This window comes from Hyphomonas sp., from assembly GCF_018402285.1.
Lineage (GTDB): Bacteria > Pseudomonadota > Alphaproteobacteria > Caulobacterales > Hyphomonadaceae > Hyphomonas.
The window spans coordinates 595,831-612,446 of sequence record NZ_JAGYJH010000003.1 but is presented as its reverse complement, the minus strand read 5'-3'; the positions used below and the strand labels follow the sequence as shown (position 1 = coordinate 612,446).

14 protein-coding genes and 1 tRNA gene are annotated in these 16,616 nt (G+C 59.5%); 8 read left to right on the top strand and 7 right to left on the bottom strand.

Annotation, left to right across the window (positions count from 1 at the left end; genetic code table 11):
* Nucleotides 1-41: 41 nt before the first annotated feature.
* On the top strand, nt 42-2,609 hold the full coding sequence (locus KG722_RS05665; RefSeq protein ID WP_213270575.1) for a TonB-dependent receptor: 2,568 nt from the start codon (nt 42-44) through the stop codon (nt 2,607-2,609).
* A gap of 45 nt (nt 2,610-2,654) precedes the next feature.
* Nucleotides 2,655-3,773 (top strand): serine hydrolase domain-containing protein, encoded by a 1,119-nt coding sequence (locus tag KG722_RS05660; protein WP_213270562.1) that lies wholly within the window; start codon nt 2,655-2,657, stop codon nt 3,771-3,773.
* A 405-nt stretch (nt 3,774-4,178) separates the two neighbouring features.
* On the opposite strand, the gene KG722_RS05655 is transcribed toward KG722_RS05660, so the two are convergent.
* The 3 genes from KG722_RS05655 to KG722_RS05645 are packed head-to-tail and all read right to left on the bottom strand — an operon-like array spanning nt 4,179 to nt 8,643.
* Nucleotides 4,179-5,486 carry an MFS transporter gene (locus KG722_RS05655; protein WP_213270561.1) on the bottom strand — a complete coding sequence of 436 codons (1,308 nt, stop codon included), beginning with the start codon at nt 5,484-5,486 and terminating at the stop codon, nt 4,179-4,181.
* Nucleotides 5,483-6,385, bottom strand: a complete 903-nt coding sequence (locus tag KG722_RS05650) for a phosphodiesterase (RefSeq protein ID WP_213270559.1) — start codon at nt 6,383-6,385, stop codon at nt 5,483-5,485. The genes KG722_RS05655 and KG722_RS05650 overlap by 4 nt, the downstream gene beginning before the upstream one ends.
* Entirely contained in the window at nt 6,385-8,643 is a 2,259-nt protein-coding gene (locus KG722_RS05645) for a TonB-dependent receptor (protein ID WP_213270557.1), read from the bottom strand. Before KG722_RS05645 ends, KG722_RS05650 begins: the two co-directional genes overlap by 1 nt.
* Nucleotides 8,644-8,802: 159 nt before the next feature.
* On the opposite strand from KG722_RS05645, the gene KG722_RS05640 reads away from it, so the two are divergent.
* The gene (locus tag KG722_RS05640) at nt 8,803-9,384 is read left to right on the top strand and encodes a TetR/AcrR family transcriptional regulator (protein ID WP_213270555.1); all 582 of its coding nucleotides are present in this window, start codon (nt 8,803-8,805) and stop codon (nt 9,382-9,384) included.
* A 103-nt stretch (nt 9,385-9,487) separates the two neighbouring features.
* Complete coding sequence (locus tag KG722_RS05635; protein ID WP_213270553.1) at nt 9,488-9,763, top strand: hypothetical protein; 276 nt, start codon at nt 9,488-9,490, stop codon at nt 9,761-9,763.
* A 76-nt stretch (nt 9,764-9,839) separates the two neighbouring features.
* Here the strand turns inward: KG722_RS05635 and KG722_RS05630 are convergent.
* The 3 genes from KG722_RS05630 to KG722_RS05620 form a co-directional block, all read right to left on the bottom strand.
* Nucleotides 9,840-9,916 (bottom strand) — tRNA-Arg (locus KG722_RS05630).
* Between the two features lie 54 nt (nt 9,917-9,970).
* Nucleotides 9,971-11,059 (bottom strand): serine protease, encoded by a 1,089-nt coding sequence (locus tag KG722_RS05625; RefSeq protein WP_213270551.1) that lies wholly within the window; start codon nt 11,057-11,059, stop codon nt 9,971-9,973.
* The gene (locus KG722_RS05620) at nt 11,056-12,054 is read right to left on the bottom strand and encodes a P1 family peptidase (RefSeq protein ID WP_213270549.1); all 999 of its coding nucleotides are present in this window, start codon (nt 12,052-12,054) and stop codon (nt 11,056-11,058) included. The genes KG722_RS05625 and KG722_RS05620 overlap by 4 nt, the downstream gene beginning before the upstream one ends.
* 79 nt (nt 12,055-12,133) lie before the next feature.
* Between KG722_RS05620 and ggt the strand changes: the two genes are divergently transcribed.
* The 4 genes from ggt to KG722_RS05600 all read left to right on the top strand — a co-directional run bounded on the left by ggt (nt 12,134) and on the right by KG722_RS05600 (nt 15,735).
* On the top strand, nt 12,134-13,915 hold the full coding sequence (gene ggt / locus KG722_RS05615; protein ID WP_213270547.1) for a gamma-glutamyltransferase: 1,782 nt from the start codon (nt 12,134-12,136) through the stop codon (nt 13,913-13,915).
* Between the two features lie 24 nt (nt 13,916-13,939).
* Nucleotides 13,940-14,527 (top strand): thymidine kinase, encoded by a 588-nt coding sequence (locus KG722_RS05610; RefSeq protein WP_213270545.1) that lies wholly within the window; start codon nt 13,940-13,942, stop codon nt 14,525-14,527.
* A gap of 117 nt (nt 14,528-14,644) precedes the next feature.
* Entirely contained in the window at nt 14,645-14,785 is a 141-nt protein-coding gene (locus KG722_RS05605; RefSeq protein ID WP_213270543.1) for a hypothetical protein, read from the top strand.
* Between the two features lie 128 nt (nt 14,786-14,913).
* Entirely contained in the window at nt 14,914-15,735 is an 822-nt protein-coding gene (locus KG722_RS05600) for a ferredoxin--NADP reductase (protein WP_213270541.1), read from the top strand.
* Here KG722_RS05600 and KG722_RS05595 read toward each other — a convergent pair whose 3' ends face one another.
* A complete protein-coding gene (locus KG722_RS05595; RefSeq protein ID WP_213270539.1) occupies nt 15,736-16,599 on the bottom strand; it encodes an ion transporter in 864 nt (287 codons plus the stop codon).
* Between the last annotated feature and the right edge of the window lie 17 nt (nt 16,600-16,616).

Here is a 16,616-nt window from a genome sequence, read left to right as displayed (position 1 = left end):
CTCACCTGAAAGATCGCTTCGAGATCGATCGGGAGGAATCTATGAAAACCGTCAAACCAAACACTGTCTCTGTCCGCCCCATCAGTGCAACACTTGCAAGTGTATCCACAATGGCGCTGCTTGCTGGCGGTCCTATCGCAACCGCTCAGGAAGCAGACGATAATCCGCGTACGCTGTCCACGGTGATCGTCACAGCGACTCAGCGCGAGGAGAGTATTCAGGATATTCCGATTGCAGTGACCGCTCTCGATCCCGAAGCGCTGGAACGCGCCGGAGTGTCTGATATCGCCAATCTCGACAGCCTTGCCTCTAGCTTCAACATGAACAGCGCGGGTACTGTATCTGGCGGAACCACGCTCCGCATTCGCGGTGTTGGCACAACGGGTAACAATATCGGGCTGGAGAGCTCGGTCGGCGTGTTTGTCGACGGTGTCTATCTGTCGCGTCCAGGTATCGCGCTGGGCGACCTGCTCGACGTCGAGCAGGTTGAAGTGCTGCGCGGACCACAAGGCACGCTGTTTGGCCGCAACACGTCAGCAGGCGCACTCAACATCAAGACCAGGAGGCCAGACCTCTCAGAATATGAAGGTTTCGGCAACCTCACTGTGGGCAACTACAGTCTTTTCAATCTTCAGGCTGGCCTCAACATTCCTGTTGTTGAAGACAAGTTCGGCATTCGCCTGTCTGGAGCCATTCATGAAAGAGATGGCTTCGTCGAAGGCCTCAATGGTCAGAAAAGCCATGACCGCGATCGTTTCTCCCTGCGCGGGCAGGCGCTCTGGAATCTGGGGACAGGCGGCACTCTTCGTCTGATTGCTGACTATGCTGAGGCTGAAGAGCGCTGCTGTCAGGCAGTCTGGTTCAGTGACACCTCGATCGCTGCTGCATTCGCTCCTGCGGGCCTCGACCCGACGGGTGGGGCGCCGAATATCGGACCCGCTGCACTTGACGCCTTGCAGTCGAATGACGGTGAGTTCCGCAACCCATTTGAGCAAATGGGCGTCTCTCTGGAATACAACGCCGAAACGCCACTTGGCGAACTTACCTATATCGGAGCTTATCGCGACTATCAGGCAACGCAGGCATTGAGCACCGACTATACGGGACTGCGTATGTTCACATCAGGGGCTTCTGCAGAAGCGATCGCACTTGGCGGCACCAATTTCGACCCGGGCAGCAATCTCACAACGATCGAGACCACCACGCACGAATTACGGCTCCAGAATACTGCATTTGATGACCGGCTTGACTGGCTCGTCGGCCTTTACGTCTCGAATGAGGAAATCACGACAGGTGGCTCGGTCACACTTCTGGATGAGTATCAGGCCGCTGTCAGCGCCGGGCTACTCGGCCAGACGTCTAATCTGCTTCTGGCGTTTTCAGGCGGCGCTCCGGCTACCGGTGATTTTGCGGATAACGCCTTCCTCCAGGAGGGCGAGTCCTTCTCGATCTTCACACACAATATTCTGGCGGTGACCGAAAAATTCGATGTCACATTGGGGGTGCGCTATGTCGAAGAGACCAAGGATGGCCGCTTCACGCAGCTTGGCGGGCAGCACAATGCATGTCTCGGGACGTTCGGAAACCTCGCAAACGTGCCGCCTCCGCTCTCGGCACCGGCGGTCGGACTAAACTGTTTCGTCTTCACTGCGCCTGTCTATGATCCGATCAATCCCGGTCCTCTGTTTGGCGCGATTGCAGGCAGTCCAGCGGCCCCGCTGCTGGCCTTCCTCCCCCGGGAGTTCGACGACACGTTCGAGGATGAGGAAGTCGTTTACACGATCAAAGGCAGCTATGAGCTGAGCGACGATGTGAACGTCTATGGTGGCTTCACGCACGGTTTCAAATCAGGCGGCTTCAACCTTGACCCTTCTGCAGCAGCTGGCGGAGTCGATCCGCGCTTTGGCTCCGAACGCATCGACGCATGGGAGTTCGGCGTTAAGGCCAATCTGTTTGACGGTCGCGCACGCGCCAATGTCGCCATCTTCCAGCAAGACTTGGAGGGCTTCCAGGTTCTGGAATTCACAGGCATTCAGTTCCGGACTTTCAATGTCGGCAAAGCGGAAGCCTCGGGCTTTGAGCTGGAGACAGAGGCGAGCCTGACCGACAAGATACTCGGCAACCTCGCCGTCACCTACACAGATGCGAGCTATCCCGATGATTGCGACGTCACGACGCCTGGCGCGCCAGGCTTCAATCCCAACTCCGCCAGTCTTTGCGGGATCTCGCTTACCAACTCACCGGAATGGGTCGTCATTGGCGGAGCGACCTATGAAAACCAGTTCAACGGGTTGAACTTCTTCGCCAATGCAAATTTCCGCTACGAGGACGACCGCCGCACCAGCACACAGGCTGCAGAGTTGCTTAACCCCACGCTTCTGCTTCCGGGCGACATTCAGGAAGCCAATACCAAGATCAATCTTCGGGTTGGTCTGTCATCGGAGAATGAGCGTTGGGCCATTGAGCTTTGGGGACGCAATGTAACAGATGAGCAAACCGTAAACAGCACCTTCACAGTGCCGCTACGGGGTGCGGCTGGAAACCGGTCCCGTGCGCAATTCACACAGGACCCTGCGACCTATGGCGTGACGCTCCGAACAAGATTTTAGGGTGCAGGTGTAAACCATCGAGAGTGAGGCGGAGGAATACTGGACATGCGACTTGATCAGGGCTTCGCCGCCATGTCTCTCTTCATCGCCGGCCTTACCGGCTGCGCATCATCCAATCATGTGACCTCTTATGTAGCCATCGAACACATGTCGACGGCCAAAGATGGTTATCAGACGATTGAACCCTACCTCGAACGCGCGGCCGGTGAAACCGGAGCCGTTATGCTTGTCTACAATGCAGACGGCACGATCCTCTATCAAGCCTCTGCAGGACCAATGGCGGTGAGTGATCCTGTTTATGTCGCATCAGCCTCCAAATGGGTCGTCGCCGCCCTTGTGATGACCTTGGTCGATGAAGGCTTGCTTGAACTGGACGCGCCCGCAAGCCAGTACGCCCCTTATCTGACAGCAGAGCTTTCCAGGATCACGCTGCGCCAGATGCTGTCTCACACATCCGGAATGAACTCGAGCAATCTCGTCGATGCGCGAGCAAATGCCTCGCTACAAACCTTCGCTCGAGAACTGGCGATCCTCCCACTGGAGTCGGCCCCGGGCACCACGCTTAGCTATGGCGGGGTGTCAATGCAGATTGCCGGTGCCATCATGGAAGAAGTATCAGGCCAATCCTTCCAGGCCCTTTTTCTCGACCGCCTGGCCGGTCCGCTTGAAATGCAGGGGGCCTATTTCTGCCATCCGCTGAACTGTGATGTCGAAAATCCAGAGGATGTCACAAACCCGCTTATCGGAGGCGGATTGAAGATCAGTGCTGAAGACTTTGGTGCCTTCCTCGCCATGATCTCAGAAGGCGGCGTCTACAAAGGGCGCCGCATTTTGTCAGAAGCAGCTCTGGATGATCTCTCGAAGGTTACGACTGTCGGTCTCGCACGCGGCGCACTGCCCGCAATTTCGGAGGCCGATTGGGAATACGCGCTGGGACAATGGTGTCATTTGAACGAACCGGGTGAAGACTGCGGCATTCTTCAAAGCGTTGGGGCGTTCGGCGCATATCCCTGGATCGATACGCAACGGGGGATCTATGGAATATTCGTCACAGAGTCGCTGATCCCATTGGTTATTGATGATATCATCGCAATGCGGACGCTCATTGAAACAGCGTATGATGACAGTCATCCAAATACCCTCGCTGATCCATACGATGACTGATATTCAGTAATTTGTTCCAGCGCGTTTCCTCAGCGCCATCAGATCGCCGGAAGGTGACATTCGCTTTATCCGGGTCAGTGTCTTGCTTCGGCGATCTCCAGCCGGGTTCTGGTGATGGCACTGAATGACAGGACTGAAGTGACCCTGCCGGACGCCGAAACCGATTGGCGGAACAGGCTTGGCCCATTTCAGCCGATCAGGAACATTCCTGAGACATAAGCCCGGACCATCTACTTTGCTTTGCTGAAGGAAAGCACCCTCGCTGCAGGACCCCAGGCAGACAGTCTCGGGGTCTGCCGGCGCGGTTCACTCCGCTATCTTCGTTTCTCAGCCACAAAGTCAGTTTGTCTGCAACTCGGACAAAACTCGGTTTTCTCCCAAAATGGGTTTAGTCTCCAGAGATTGTCATTCAAAAGCAGTCTCATGCTTGGCATGCCGAATTGATGACTTTGTCAGCACCCATGCCGCACACCCGAACATCGCCGCAGGGGCCACAAGTCCGAGACCAACGAGCGCGACCGAGGGTAATTCTGCAGAGCCCTCGCGAGTCCCGCCAAACCACTCAAGCAGTATATAGACGATGCCCACGGCCAAAGCATAGCCAAGCTTGTTAGTCATTGCGAGCAACGCGAGGTGGAGGCTGACGCGATCCTGGCCGGATTGCTTGCGATCATTATCGGCCAATCGAACCATCTCTGTGTGCAAGTTAAATTGGTAGCCGCCCGTGCAGAAACCCAACGCAGCGTTTAGCATCATTGCGGCGACGACATTGTCCGCTGGCGCGAAAGCAAACCCAACGCTCGCCACCGCCGCGCCAATCATAGCTAAAGCGAAGCTGGCATGCGGACCCTTCCAAAGGCTGAGCTTGAGAAAGGCTGGAATGCCGGCGATCATTGCCAGCATGAAACATAACATGATTGAGGAATATTGATCGCCTACGGAGAGATAGTGCGACATGATGAAAAATGATGTGGCGCTGTTCGCAGCGTAGCCGCCACCGGAAAGCAAATCCGCAGCAAGGAGGCGCCGTAACGAAGGCGATTGCCGGATGAGCCGCCAGGCGCCAGACAGCTTTGGCTTTTCTTTTTGTTCTGCAGCCAGGCCCTGCGGAAGGAGTATCAGAGATGGCAAAATGGTAAGCGGTATGATCAGCAAGAGCAGGCCTGCCATGACCCCCAATTGATCATCAAGCGGCGCGCCACTTCCCAGAAGGGTAATTGGCGCCACCAACACTAAAATCATGCCGATAACGCCCGCCCATTCGCGCCAGGCTATGAGCTGCGTGCGACCTGCAGGATCGGGTGTCAGGTCGGCCGGCCAGGCGGCGTGGGCTATGGTTAGCAATGTCCAGGCGAGGTAAAAAAAGAACAGCAACCCGGCAAGGTAAACTGTATCAGCCGTCTCAGGCGGATTTAACAATGGCCAGAGCGCCGCCATGAGAGCCGGCGTCGCGAGTACAATCCAGAACTTGCGGCGGCCAAGTGGCGGGCGCGACCTGTCCATAAGAGCGCCCGCCAGCGGGTCGGTTACAATGTCCCACAGGCGCGCCAGCATGAAGATGGCGCCGACAGCAGCCAGCGAAAGTCCTGGCAAGCTCGCGTACAAGGGTGGGAGATAGGCGATTAAGGGCAGCGTCAGCGCCTTGATTGCAAGCCCTGGCGCAGCATAGCTAAGCACCCGCACCAGGCCGAGGCGCTCCGGTTGCGTCGTCATCCTTCCGCAGCCGTTTCCGGGGTATACACATCATTGCGCGAGGCCCCGTCGCGCATACGGCGCATCATCTCGGGCCATGTCGCTTCGTTCACCCCGGGAAATCCGAAGCTCGGCCAGTTCTCGGCGAGCGGCGCGGTAAATGAAGTCACGCTTTCGCCGTTCCAATGGTGGAGCCTGATGCTCGGCGTCTCAAGTGAGAAGCGAGGCGGCGTATTGGGGTCAAGAGCGAACTCGAACTGAAAGCCCGTACTGCCTGACACCGCAACGCGAGTGCCTCCAAACACTGCGTCGATCGTTCGGTGCACGTGTCCGCAAACAATGAGTCTAACCTGGCGATGCCGTGCGATGAGGGACTCGAAGCGTGGATCGAGCGGCGGTTGCATAGCGTCCATAAAAGCCAGCCCAGTGTGAACTGGAGGATGATGCATCATGAGCATCGTCGGCCGCGAGGAATTCCCACCCAAGGCCTGCGCCAGCCAGTCGAGTTCCTCGTTCCCGACAAACGCGTGTTCGCATCCTGGGACGACAGCGTCAAAGCCAACGATGAGCGGCGCATCCGTCCGATCAATGACGAAATGCGCTTTCCCGCCTCCTTGCGGAAGATAGTTGTGTTCAGGAAGGCTTTTGGCAAGCAGGGCCCGGTCGTCATGATTTCCCGGCAAAAGAATGAGCGGGATCGACAGGGAGCCGAGCGTCTCCCGCAGAGTTGCGTAGGCTTCAGCGCTTGGCTCGTCCACCAGATCGCCCGTCAGTACAACCAAATCGGGTGTAGGCCGCATTGTCTCAATCCGCGCGAGCACGCGCGCCAGATTGGCGCGCGTGTCGACGGTATCATAGCAGAGCTTCGGCTGCTCTACGATGTGCGGGTCTGAGATGTGCGCTATGAGCATAGACGCCATCAGAACGCATACTCCAGCGATATGCCGTATGTCGCAGGGCGTCCGACTATCCGCTGCTGGCCGATCACGGCGCCTGCTGCAGTGGCCGGGATCACGCCCGTGAAGTAGACTTCATCGGTCACATTTCGGCCAAAGGCCGCCAGCGTCAGTCCGCTGTCGGGCGATGTCAGCGCCAGCCTAAGATCAAGCCTTCCGTACCCTTCAACGGCGACGAAATTATCGATCTCCTTGAAGTGATCATCAATGTAGCTGAAATTCATCTGCGGCTTCAGCTCCCAGCCGCCTGAAAGGCCGTAGTTGTAGCTTGCGTCGATATTGAAGGCTATTTCCGGGGAGTCTGGCAGTTCGTTGCCGTTACGCCGAGCAACTTCCGCCGGGTCGGACGAAACGAAATCATCAACGCTTGTGTTGAGATACGCCAAGCCCATACCGATTCTTGCGTTTCGGACCGGGCGGATCACGGCTTCAATTTCACCGCCCCAGACAGTTGCAGCGGCGACGTTCGTGCGCACGGCGGTGGTGATCCCGGCGGTCTGACGCACCGAGTTGGCTTGCAGGTCGTCGAAGCTGTAACGGAAACCTGCAACTGTGACATTGAACGGAGAGCCCGCATCAAGGAATTTTGCCCCGACTTCATACGCGTTGACATTCTCAGACTGGAACGGCAACGCCTCCGGCGCAGAGAAGATCGTCGACCCGTCAAATCCGCCGCTCTTGTAGCCCTGACTATACGAAGCATAGACCAGCGCATCGTTTGCAAGGCTGTAAGAAAGGATGAGGCGGCCAGAAAGATTGTCATCCTCGAAGGTATTGTCGAAGAATACGGGCAGTCGCAGCGCTGCTGTGGCAATGCCTGTGCCGTAAGGGTCCAGATCTATCGTAGAACCAGAGAATTCGCTCGTCTCGTCAGTATACCGCAGCCCTGCCGTGAGCGTGATGCTGGGTGACAAATGCCAGTCCGTCTCACCGAAGAGCGCCGAGCTTTCACGCATCTGCAGATAGTCAGTGGCGATGATAGAGGTGACGAAATCGCTCGCGTCGAGCAGGCTGCGAAGACGCACTTCGTCCTGGAAATAGAATCCGCCTACAGTCCAGTCCATGCGGGCTCCGGCTGAGCCCGACAGTCGAACCTCGCCGGTATACTGGTCAAGGTCGTCGGCGTAGTCGAGGTCGAACCGGCGGCGCGGATCGCCGGGATCGAACGTGTAGGCCCGGTCGAGATTGGTATACGAGCCGATTGCAGTTAGCGTAGCGCCGCCAATTGTTTGTTCAAGACGCAGATTGAAACCCGACTGATCAGAGTCGATGGTCGGCGCAACGTTCCCAAAGTACGTAAACGGATCGGTGTCGGGCTCAGTAAAGCCCGTCGCAGACCTGCCAAGAACATCTGATTGGCTATTATCGCCCTGGTCGCGCGCAAAGTTTAGCTGCGCGGTTATAGTGGTGTCCGGAGAGGGCTCGAAAAGAAGCGTACCTCGGACAGCCAGGAAGTCTGCATCGCCTACGTTTTCAGTTTCAGGAACGAACGGCAGGGGTGGAACCAGTCCGGGCGCCGGCGTGAACCCTGTGAACGTCGATGTGCCTTTGTTTGTAAGGAAGCCTCCACCCGATTCGTATGCCGCCGCCAACCGGATGCTGACGGTATCGCTCAGTGGCCCGCCTATGCCTGCCTCTGCTCGGATACGGTCAAAACTGCCGTACTCAGCATATGCGTTGGCCTGGAGAGCTTCTCCCGGCGCCCGCGTGATCACATTGACGGCACCGGCAGTGGTATTGCGACCGTAGAGCGTGCCTTGAGGTCCCTTCAGGATTTCGACCCGGTCAATATCAAAAAGGCCGCCGCCGATAAGGGCGTTCGATCCTTGGTAGATTTGATCGAAGCTTACAGCGACGGCGGGGTTTCCATTTGAACGGAAGTCATCAAATCCAATGCCCCGGATCACAATGCTTGGGGACGCCCGCCCCGCGACGTCCTGGCGGAAACTGACCCCGGCCGCGAGAGTGGAGAGGTCGGTGAGGCTCGACACCCCGCTATCCTTGAGCTGCTCACCGTTAAATGTCGAAATGGCGATGGGAACATCGCTCAGACGCTCCTCGCGCTTGCGTGCAGTCACGACAACCGCGTCCTGAACCAGAACGTCGGCGACTTCGTCGGTCGCGGATTGAATGCTCGCCTCTTGCGCCGTCGCAGACGAAAATGCCGTTACGGACGTGGCAACCAGCAATCCGAGTAGCAGATGTTTTCTGGTAGAAATCATAATTCCCCTCCACATACATTCGTGTATGTATGTTCTGCTTAGCGCGTTTAGGCATCAGTTTCGTGACAGCGGGTTGGCTCGGGACGCTATTTGTTGCAACTCGGGTAAGGGAAGCCGCCCAAAGCAACATGCCCCGCGAGGGCGGCAAAGAGGAGCATCATGAAGGCGCTGGAAACCCAACAGAAACTTGTCGATGCAGTCATCGCGGTTGTCTTTGAGTACGGCTATGCGGGAGCCACGCTCGAACGCATTGCCCGGCGGGCGGGCTTAACGCGCGGCGCTATCCAGCATCATTTTGGTGATACGCGCGTGGACTTAATAGCTGCGGCATGTGCGCAAGTTCTTGAGCGGCGCCAGAAAAAATACAAAGAATCTATTGCAGACCTTGCGCAGGCTAATCTTACCGGCGCTCGTTACGGCTTGAAGGCCGCTTACCGTGATCCCGCAACTTGGTTTCTCTTAGAGATCTGGATCGCGTCGAAAAGCGATCAGGCGTTGCGCGACCGCGTTGAAACCTACCTGCAAACAGAAAGAAGCATCGGCGACGACGCGCTAACCCGTATGCTTGCGGATTTTGGCGAAAGCGCTGTGAACTTCCGTGTCTACAAGTATGCAATGAGGGCGCTAACCCGAGGATTGGCGCTCGAATATTCACGTCGCCCTGACCCTGAATTTTTTGACCAGGTCGTGGATTTCGTCATGGACGCGATTGAGGGCGTCCTTGTTTCCAACAAGAATTGACTCCTTTTTCGATGGGTTCACAGAAGCTGTTCGCGGTACCTGCGAGCGGACAACACCGAAGCAGCAAGCGATTGCGAATGGGGCTCTAAGGCAGGAATCGGCGATGAATTGCCTGATACGCAAACCTGGACTCCGTCTGGCTTCCGCCAGATTGCTGCCGCTCGGCAGTTCGAGTTTTTACCAGGCTTCGAGGGATCAGCTGGATCCTGCAGAGGGCTCAATCGCCGGCGGTATTCAGCACCTTTCCGCTCGTGTGAAACTCAAGCTGAAACGGAAGATCTTCACGTCATCGGACGCGGTCAACCAACTGGCCCGCAAGAGCAGCATTATCCTGTTCTCACAACACTACGCGGCGAAACACCGCGAAACAGCCTGTTAATTGGGACCCCAGTGGGACCCAGAGCTATTTTTGAGTTTTTTTGCTGACCCCCAAGGCTCGTAAGTCCTTGATTTAATGGTGCACCCGAAGAGATTCGAACTCCTGACCCCCAGATTCGTAGTCTGGTGCTCTATCCAGCTGAGCTACGGGTGCTTGTCCACTTGAAGAAGCGGGACACATACAGTCGGGTTTACCGCCATGCAAGCCTCAATTGCCGGTATCCTGTGCAGTCTCTTCCGGAGCAGGTGTTTCAACGGTTTCCGGTGGCAAACCGTCGGCCCGTTCTGGTGCGGACGGGCCTGTCTGCGCGGCCGGGACACTATCTTCCGCCACAGGCTCGATGGCGGGGGGCGCTTCAGCAACGACCTGCGCCGGCAGGGCAACGCCCGTGACAGCGCTGATCCAGGGCGCAAAGGCGGAGACGCGCATGTAGACGCCTGGGCTCTCTTCCCGCGCGCAACCCATGCCCCAGCTGACCACTCCGGCCTGAACCGCACTGCCGGATGATTTGCGGATGACGAGCGGGCCGCCACTGTCGCCCTGGCAGGCGTCCGACCCGCCGATACCGGCGCAGAGCTGGGTAATGCCATCGATGACGAGACCAGGATAGGCCGCGGCGAGGCCGGCCTCATTGATGCGGTCGCGGATCTGGCTGTTGCAGACACCAGTATCGACCACCGGCACATAGCCTTCCTGAAGGATCAGTGAGGGCGCGCGAACATGCCGGCCCCCGCGGGCAACGCCCTCCTGGCCCTGCGCCGTTTCGCCGAGCTTGCCATAGCCTGCAGCCACGATGTCAGCATAGGGCTGCATCAGGTCTCCCGCGCTCGCAGTAAGCCCGTCGAGCGGCATCAGCGGCCCGTCCCAGCTTCCTGCGATCCGCAGAAGGGCGATGTCATTGCCCTGCTCCGGGGCGCTTCGGCGATAGCCTGGATGGATCACGATGCGGCGCACGGCGAAGACGGTATCCTTGGGAACGACGGTCAGGTCGCCGAGCCCGGCGGCGACCGCGAGGGTGCCAAACCGGGTCATCTGGCCATTGTCCCCTTCCAGATACTGGGCGGCGCGGCCATTGGCTTCCATGCGGGCGTTTTCGACGCAGTGGGCTGCCGTCAGGGCCCATTCGGGCGCAATCATCGTGGCACCGCACTCATGATAGATCGTGCTTCCCGAAACCGTCTGCACTGAGGCCATGCCTGGCCAGTCAGCAATGTCGGCGTCGCGCCCGGCGACCATGCAGCCGCTGAGTGTTGCCAGGATGGCGGTCCCCACCGCCAGCTTGAGATATCTGTTCATGGCCGTCCCTCCTGCCGTTCCGCTTCGTATACACCACGCGCTATGGATCGCGCGAGGGTTCCGGCGGCAAGTTCGCCGAGGCGGGCAATCGCCATCGGGCGGGCGCCATCGATCTGGCGGGCCTGCGTTGAGAGGGCGAAGAGCACGTCTCCGTCTGTCGGGGCAAAAACTGGACGGATGGCGCGGGCCATCCCGGCGAGCGCCATCTGCACGATGCGCTGCAGTTCATCATGGGTGACGGCCGCGTCGATGGCGATGCAGGCGATCGTGGTGTTCTCGCGGGGGCTGGGATTGGCCTTGGCCGCGCCCCAGTCTTCGGGGTCGAAGGCAAAGCCAGCTTCTGGGCGGGCGGCGCCAAATTCTCCAGCGATTTCATAGGGCCAGGCCCAGAACGCGTCAGAGCCTGGCATGCGGACAGACCCGAAGCTGTTGACCGCCGCCAAGGCGCCGACCGTCAGGCCGTCACGTGTGACGATGCTGGCCGAGCCAGTCCCGCCCGTCGCCAGGCCTGCACGGGCGCCAAAACCGGCGCCCGCTTTGCCAAGGGTGATATTTTTTCCTGCCGACTCAAAGGCCTGCCGGCCCAGCTGGGCGTAGGGAGCGGTATCGCCCCAGTCCTTGTCGCCGCCATTGGCAAGATCATAAAGGATAGCAGCCGGGACGATGGGGGTGGCCGGAACGCCGGCCCTGGGCACCAACGCAAAGCCTTTGCCCTGCGCCTTCAGGCCCGCCATCACGCCGTCAGCAGCGGCCAGTCCAAAGGCAGAACCGCCCGACAGGCAGATCGCGTCGATACTGTCAGACACCAGCCGTCCGGCAGACAAAACGTCGCTTTCCCGGGTTCCGGGGCCGCCACCGGCGACACAAATCGCGGACAAAGCCGGCCAATCCGGAACAATTACGGTCACGCCCGTTCCAACCCGGGCATCTTCGGCCTGACCAACGCGGATGCCTTCAATGTCGGTTATGAGGTTGCGCGAACCCGGTCTTGCCATGCTATGTGCCCTGCTAAGTTTCTGCTCTGACCTGAACCCTTAGAGCGAGCAGAGCGCCGCGCCAAGAAAGGGACGACTCATGCGCCACCTCACGACCCTAGCCACTGTCCTTCTCCTTGCCGCCTGCGCGCCGGCGGCTAAGGCGCCCCCGGCCTCTAGTGTAACCCCCGTTTCCGATGAGGCGCCCGAGGCGCTCGGCGACCTTTCCTGGACCAAGGGCGCTATGGTGGCCGCAGCTGATCCGCGTGCCGTGGAAGCGGGCCTGCGGATTCTGAGCGAGGGCGGCAACGCTGTGGACGCGGCCATTGCCGTCCATGCCGTCCTCGGCCTTGTCGAGCCCCAAAGCTCGGGCATCGGCGGGGGCGCCTTCATGGTCTATTACGACCGCGCCCGCGACGAGATCACAGTGTTTGACGGCCGCGAGACGGCCCCGGCGGCGGCTGGCCCCAACTGGTTCGAGAAGGACGGCCAGACAATGGACTTCCTAACCGCCTGGCAGTCGGGCCGCTCGGTCGGCGTGCCGGGACAGATCGCGCTCTATAAGACCGCCCATGAAGCCGCCGGACAGGGGGATTGGGGAAGCCTTTTCCAGCCCGCCATCGAGCTTGCCGAAGAAGGCTTTGAAGTTTCCCCGCGCCTTGCGGAAGTGCTGGCCTCGGAGCGTCTGCGCGCCGTCATCCGTCTCGATGACAATCCGGTGACCGCCGCGTATTTCTACCCCGACGGCGAGCCGCTGGCGGCAGGCTATCGCCGCACCAACGCGGCCTACGCTGCAACCCTTGCAGCCGTCGCCAATGAAGGCCCGGATGCCTTCTATCGCGGCGCGCTCGCCTCCGAGATCATCACCGCCGTCAATGAAGGCCCTGACGGGGGCAACATGACGCTGGAAGACCTCGCCGGATATGAAGTAAAAGTTCGCGAAGCGGTCTGCGGCACGCTCCAGTCTGGCTACAAGATCTGCTCGGCGCCGCCGCCAAGCTCGGGCGGGATCGCGCAGAACCTGATCATGGGCCTTTACGAACACCTCAAGCCGGCCGCGACCGTCAATGCCGATGAGAGCCTGTTCCTCAAGGCCTTCGTCGATGCCCAGCGCCTCGGCTATGCAGACCGCGATCATTATGTTGCCGACGCCGATCATGTGGTGGTCCCGACGCAAGAACTGATTAATCCGGACTATATAAAGGCCCGCGCGAAGGAAGCCTTCGAGCCTGCCGAGAAGTCCTTCCCGGGCGATCCCGGCGTTGTGCTCGGCGGCGCGCCGATGCGCCCGATGTGGGGCGAAGACCCCACCACGCCCGGCGCCGGCACCACCCATATCTCGATCATTGATCTTGACGGTAATGCCGTGTCGATGACGGCAACCGTGGAGGCCGCGTTCGGCTCCTCCCGCATGGCGGGCGGTTTCCTGCTCAACAACGAGCTGACAGATTTCTCCCTCATTCCGGAGAAAGACGGCAAGCCTGTCGCCAATGCCGTTGCCGCCGGAAAACGTCCGCGCTCGTCCATGTCCCCGACCCTCGTCTTCGATGAAGGCGGCGACCTCTTCATGGTGACCGGATCGCCGGGCGGTAATTCGATTGTCGCCTATGTCGCCAAGACACTGGTGGGCGTTCTGGAATGGGGCAAGACCGCCCAGGAAGCCGCCACCCTGCCCAACATCATCGCGCGCGGGAATACGGTCGGTGTCGAGGTTGACATCGAGGGCGGCCCGGAGGCGGCCGAAGCCCTGAGGGAAATGGGGTACACGGTGGAAGAGCGCACGGGCGAGAACTCCGGCCTTCACGTCATCGTTGTTCGCGACCGGGGCCTTGAAGGCGGCGCCGATCCGCGCCGCGAAGGCGTTGCCCTCTCGCTTCGCTGACCCCACACTTCCAGCAGTCCCGACATGGCAAAGCTCTACTTCTCCTACGCCGCCATGAACGCGGGCAAATCCACCATCCTCCTGCAAGCGGCGTACAACTACCGCGAGCGGGGGATGGAGGTTCTTCTGTTGACCTCTGCCCTCTACCGGGATGCCGGTGACGGGCATATCAGCTCACGGATCGGTATCTCGGCCGAGGCCGTGCTCTATACGTCGAACACAGACCTTTTCAGCCTGATCCAGACGCAGAAGGCCGTTCACCCCATTGACGCGATCTTCGTGGACGAAGCCCAGTTCCTGACCAAGGACCAGGTCTGGCAGCTAGCCCGGGTGGCCGATCATTTTGGCGTGCCAGTGCTGGCTTACGGGCTGCGCACGGATTTCCGCGGTGAGCTATTTGAAGGCTCGGCTGCCCTGCTGGCGATTGCCGACGAGTTGCGCGAAGTGCGTACAATCTGCGAGTGCGGCCGCAAGGCCACCATGGTCGTGCGTCTGGGGCAGGACGGAAAAGCCCTTACCGAAGGCGAGCAGATTTCCATTGCAAAGGCGACATATCTCTCCGTCTGCCGCCGCCACTGGGAAGAGCGCATGGGCCGCCTTCCGGAGAGCTGACCTCCCGCCCGCCCGCAAACTGGCACAAAAATCGCACTGTCTGCCTCATCATGCGCGCATTTCAGCCGCAGGCAGCCTTTAGCCTTTGCTGCGCGCCTGAAGAACGGAGGGTGCATCATGCGGACCAAACCGGCCAAGACCCATCTGCCGACGCTTGCGGCCGTGCTGCTTCTAAGCGTGGGCTTCATCCTCATCGGCTTAACGGCAGCGCCTCAGGCGAGCGCCCAGTCAGAGACAAGCCCTGTCCGCCTGTTCTGAGCGTTGAGCGCGCAGCATCCATCCAGGCCGAGCGTTGAGCAAATCTAAACCGATCATCTGACGCATTGCTTTTGCCCGCCGCCCACGTCAACTGACGTCGGAGCAAGAGACAGTGGAGATCTTGGGGCATGAGCGCCGACGCATCCGCAGGCCAGGCAGCGCCTGCCAAAGCCAGTCCGAACGGGCCCACCGAGGAAACTGTCCTCTCCGTGGAGCATTATACCGACCGGTTGTTCCGTTTCCGTCTGACGCGCCCGCAAAGCTTCCGCTTCCGCACAGGCGAATTCGTGATGATCGGCCTGCACAAGGAAGACGGCAAACCCCTGCTGCGCGCCTATTCCATCGCCTCCCCCGCCTGGGACGAGGAACTGGAATTTTATTCGATCAAGGTGCCGGACGGCCCGCTGACCTCGCGGCTACAGAAAATCCAGCCGGGCGACAAGGTGCTGCTCGGCCGCAAGCCGACGGGCACGCTGGTGCTCGATGCGCTGACCCCGGGCAAGCGCCTCTACATGTTCTCTACCGGCACAGGCTTTGCCCCCTTTGCTAGCCTCGTGCGCGATCCCGATACTTATGAGCGCTATGAGGAAGTGATCGTCACCCATACCTGCCGGGACGTGAACGAGCTGATCTATTCTCGCACCCTGATCGACAGCCTCAAGGATGATCCGCTCGTCGGCGAAATGGTCGGTGACAAGCTGAAGCTCTACACGACGACAACCCGCGAACACTACGGGCGCATGGGCCGCATCACCACACTGATCGAGAACGGCAAGCTGTTTGAGGATCTCGGCGTGCCTCCGCTAGACCCGGCAACCGACCGGGCGATGATCTGTGGTTCGATGGAAATGATCCAGGACGTCAAAGCCCTGATGCTCAAGGCCGGCCTCACCGAAGGCTCCAACGCAGCCCCGGCAGAGTTCGTGATCGAGAAAGCCTTCGCCGGCTGATCAGCCCTCGCTGCGGCGCGTAGCCTTCAATTCTTGCACTTCGGCGCGCAGCTCCCCGATGAGCGCCATCAGTTCCCTGTGGCGGATCACGTCATGGGACTCCTGCACTTCGAGCTCATCGCTGATCTTCTCTTCAGCATCGAGCATCTTCTCGAGCGCGCTGTCCTGCAGCGAGTCGACGATGACGGCGGTGAAGAGGTTCAGGATCGCCCAGACCGTGAAGAGAATGAACGGGATGAAGAACATCCACGCCCAGGGATACTCATCCAACAGGTCGCGCATGTGGCCATTCCAGCCCTCCATGGTGAGGACTTCGAACATCGTCAGGGCCGAGGCGCCCAGGGAGCTGAAATTCTCCGTGTTCTGCGATCCGCTGAAAAGGTAGGTCGCCATCACGACCGAGACGTAGAATACGAGCCCGAGGATCGCGAGAATCGCACCCATGCCGGGCAGCGCCGTGAGCAGCGCTTCGGTGATGCGTTTCATGGTCGGGATGAAATGCAGGAGGCGCAGCAGGCGCAGCACTCGCAGAGCCCGCAGCACATCGAAGGCCGAGCCGCCAGGTATCATCGAGACACCGACCACAATGAAGTCAAACCAGTTCCAGCCGAGCTTGAAGAATTTCAGGCGATAGACATAGAGCTTGAGCAGAATCTCGGCGACGAAGATGAAGGTCACCGACATGTCAATGACGTTAAGGATTGTAACGAGCCAGCGCGGCAGCGCCTCGGAATAGGTCAGCACGCCCAGAACGATCGCGTTGATCACGATCAGCGTCATGATCGTATCGCGCACGACCGGGCGCTCGATGAAGCGCTCGACCGAAGAGTAGTGGGTTCTCTCGTCGAGTGTTGCCTTGGTCATCGTGCCCCCGTTCAGTC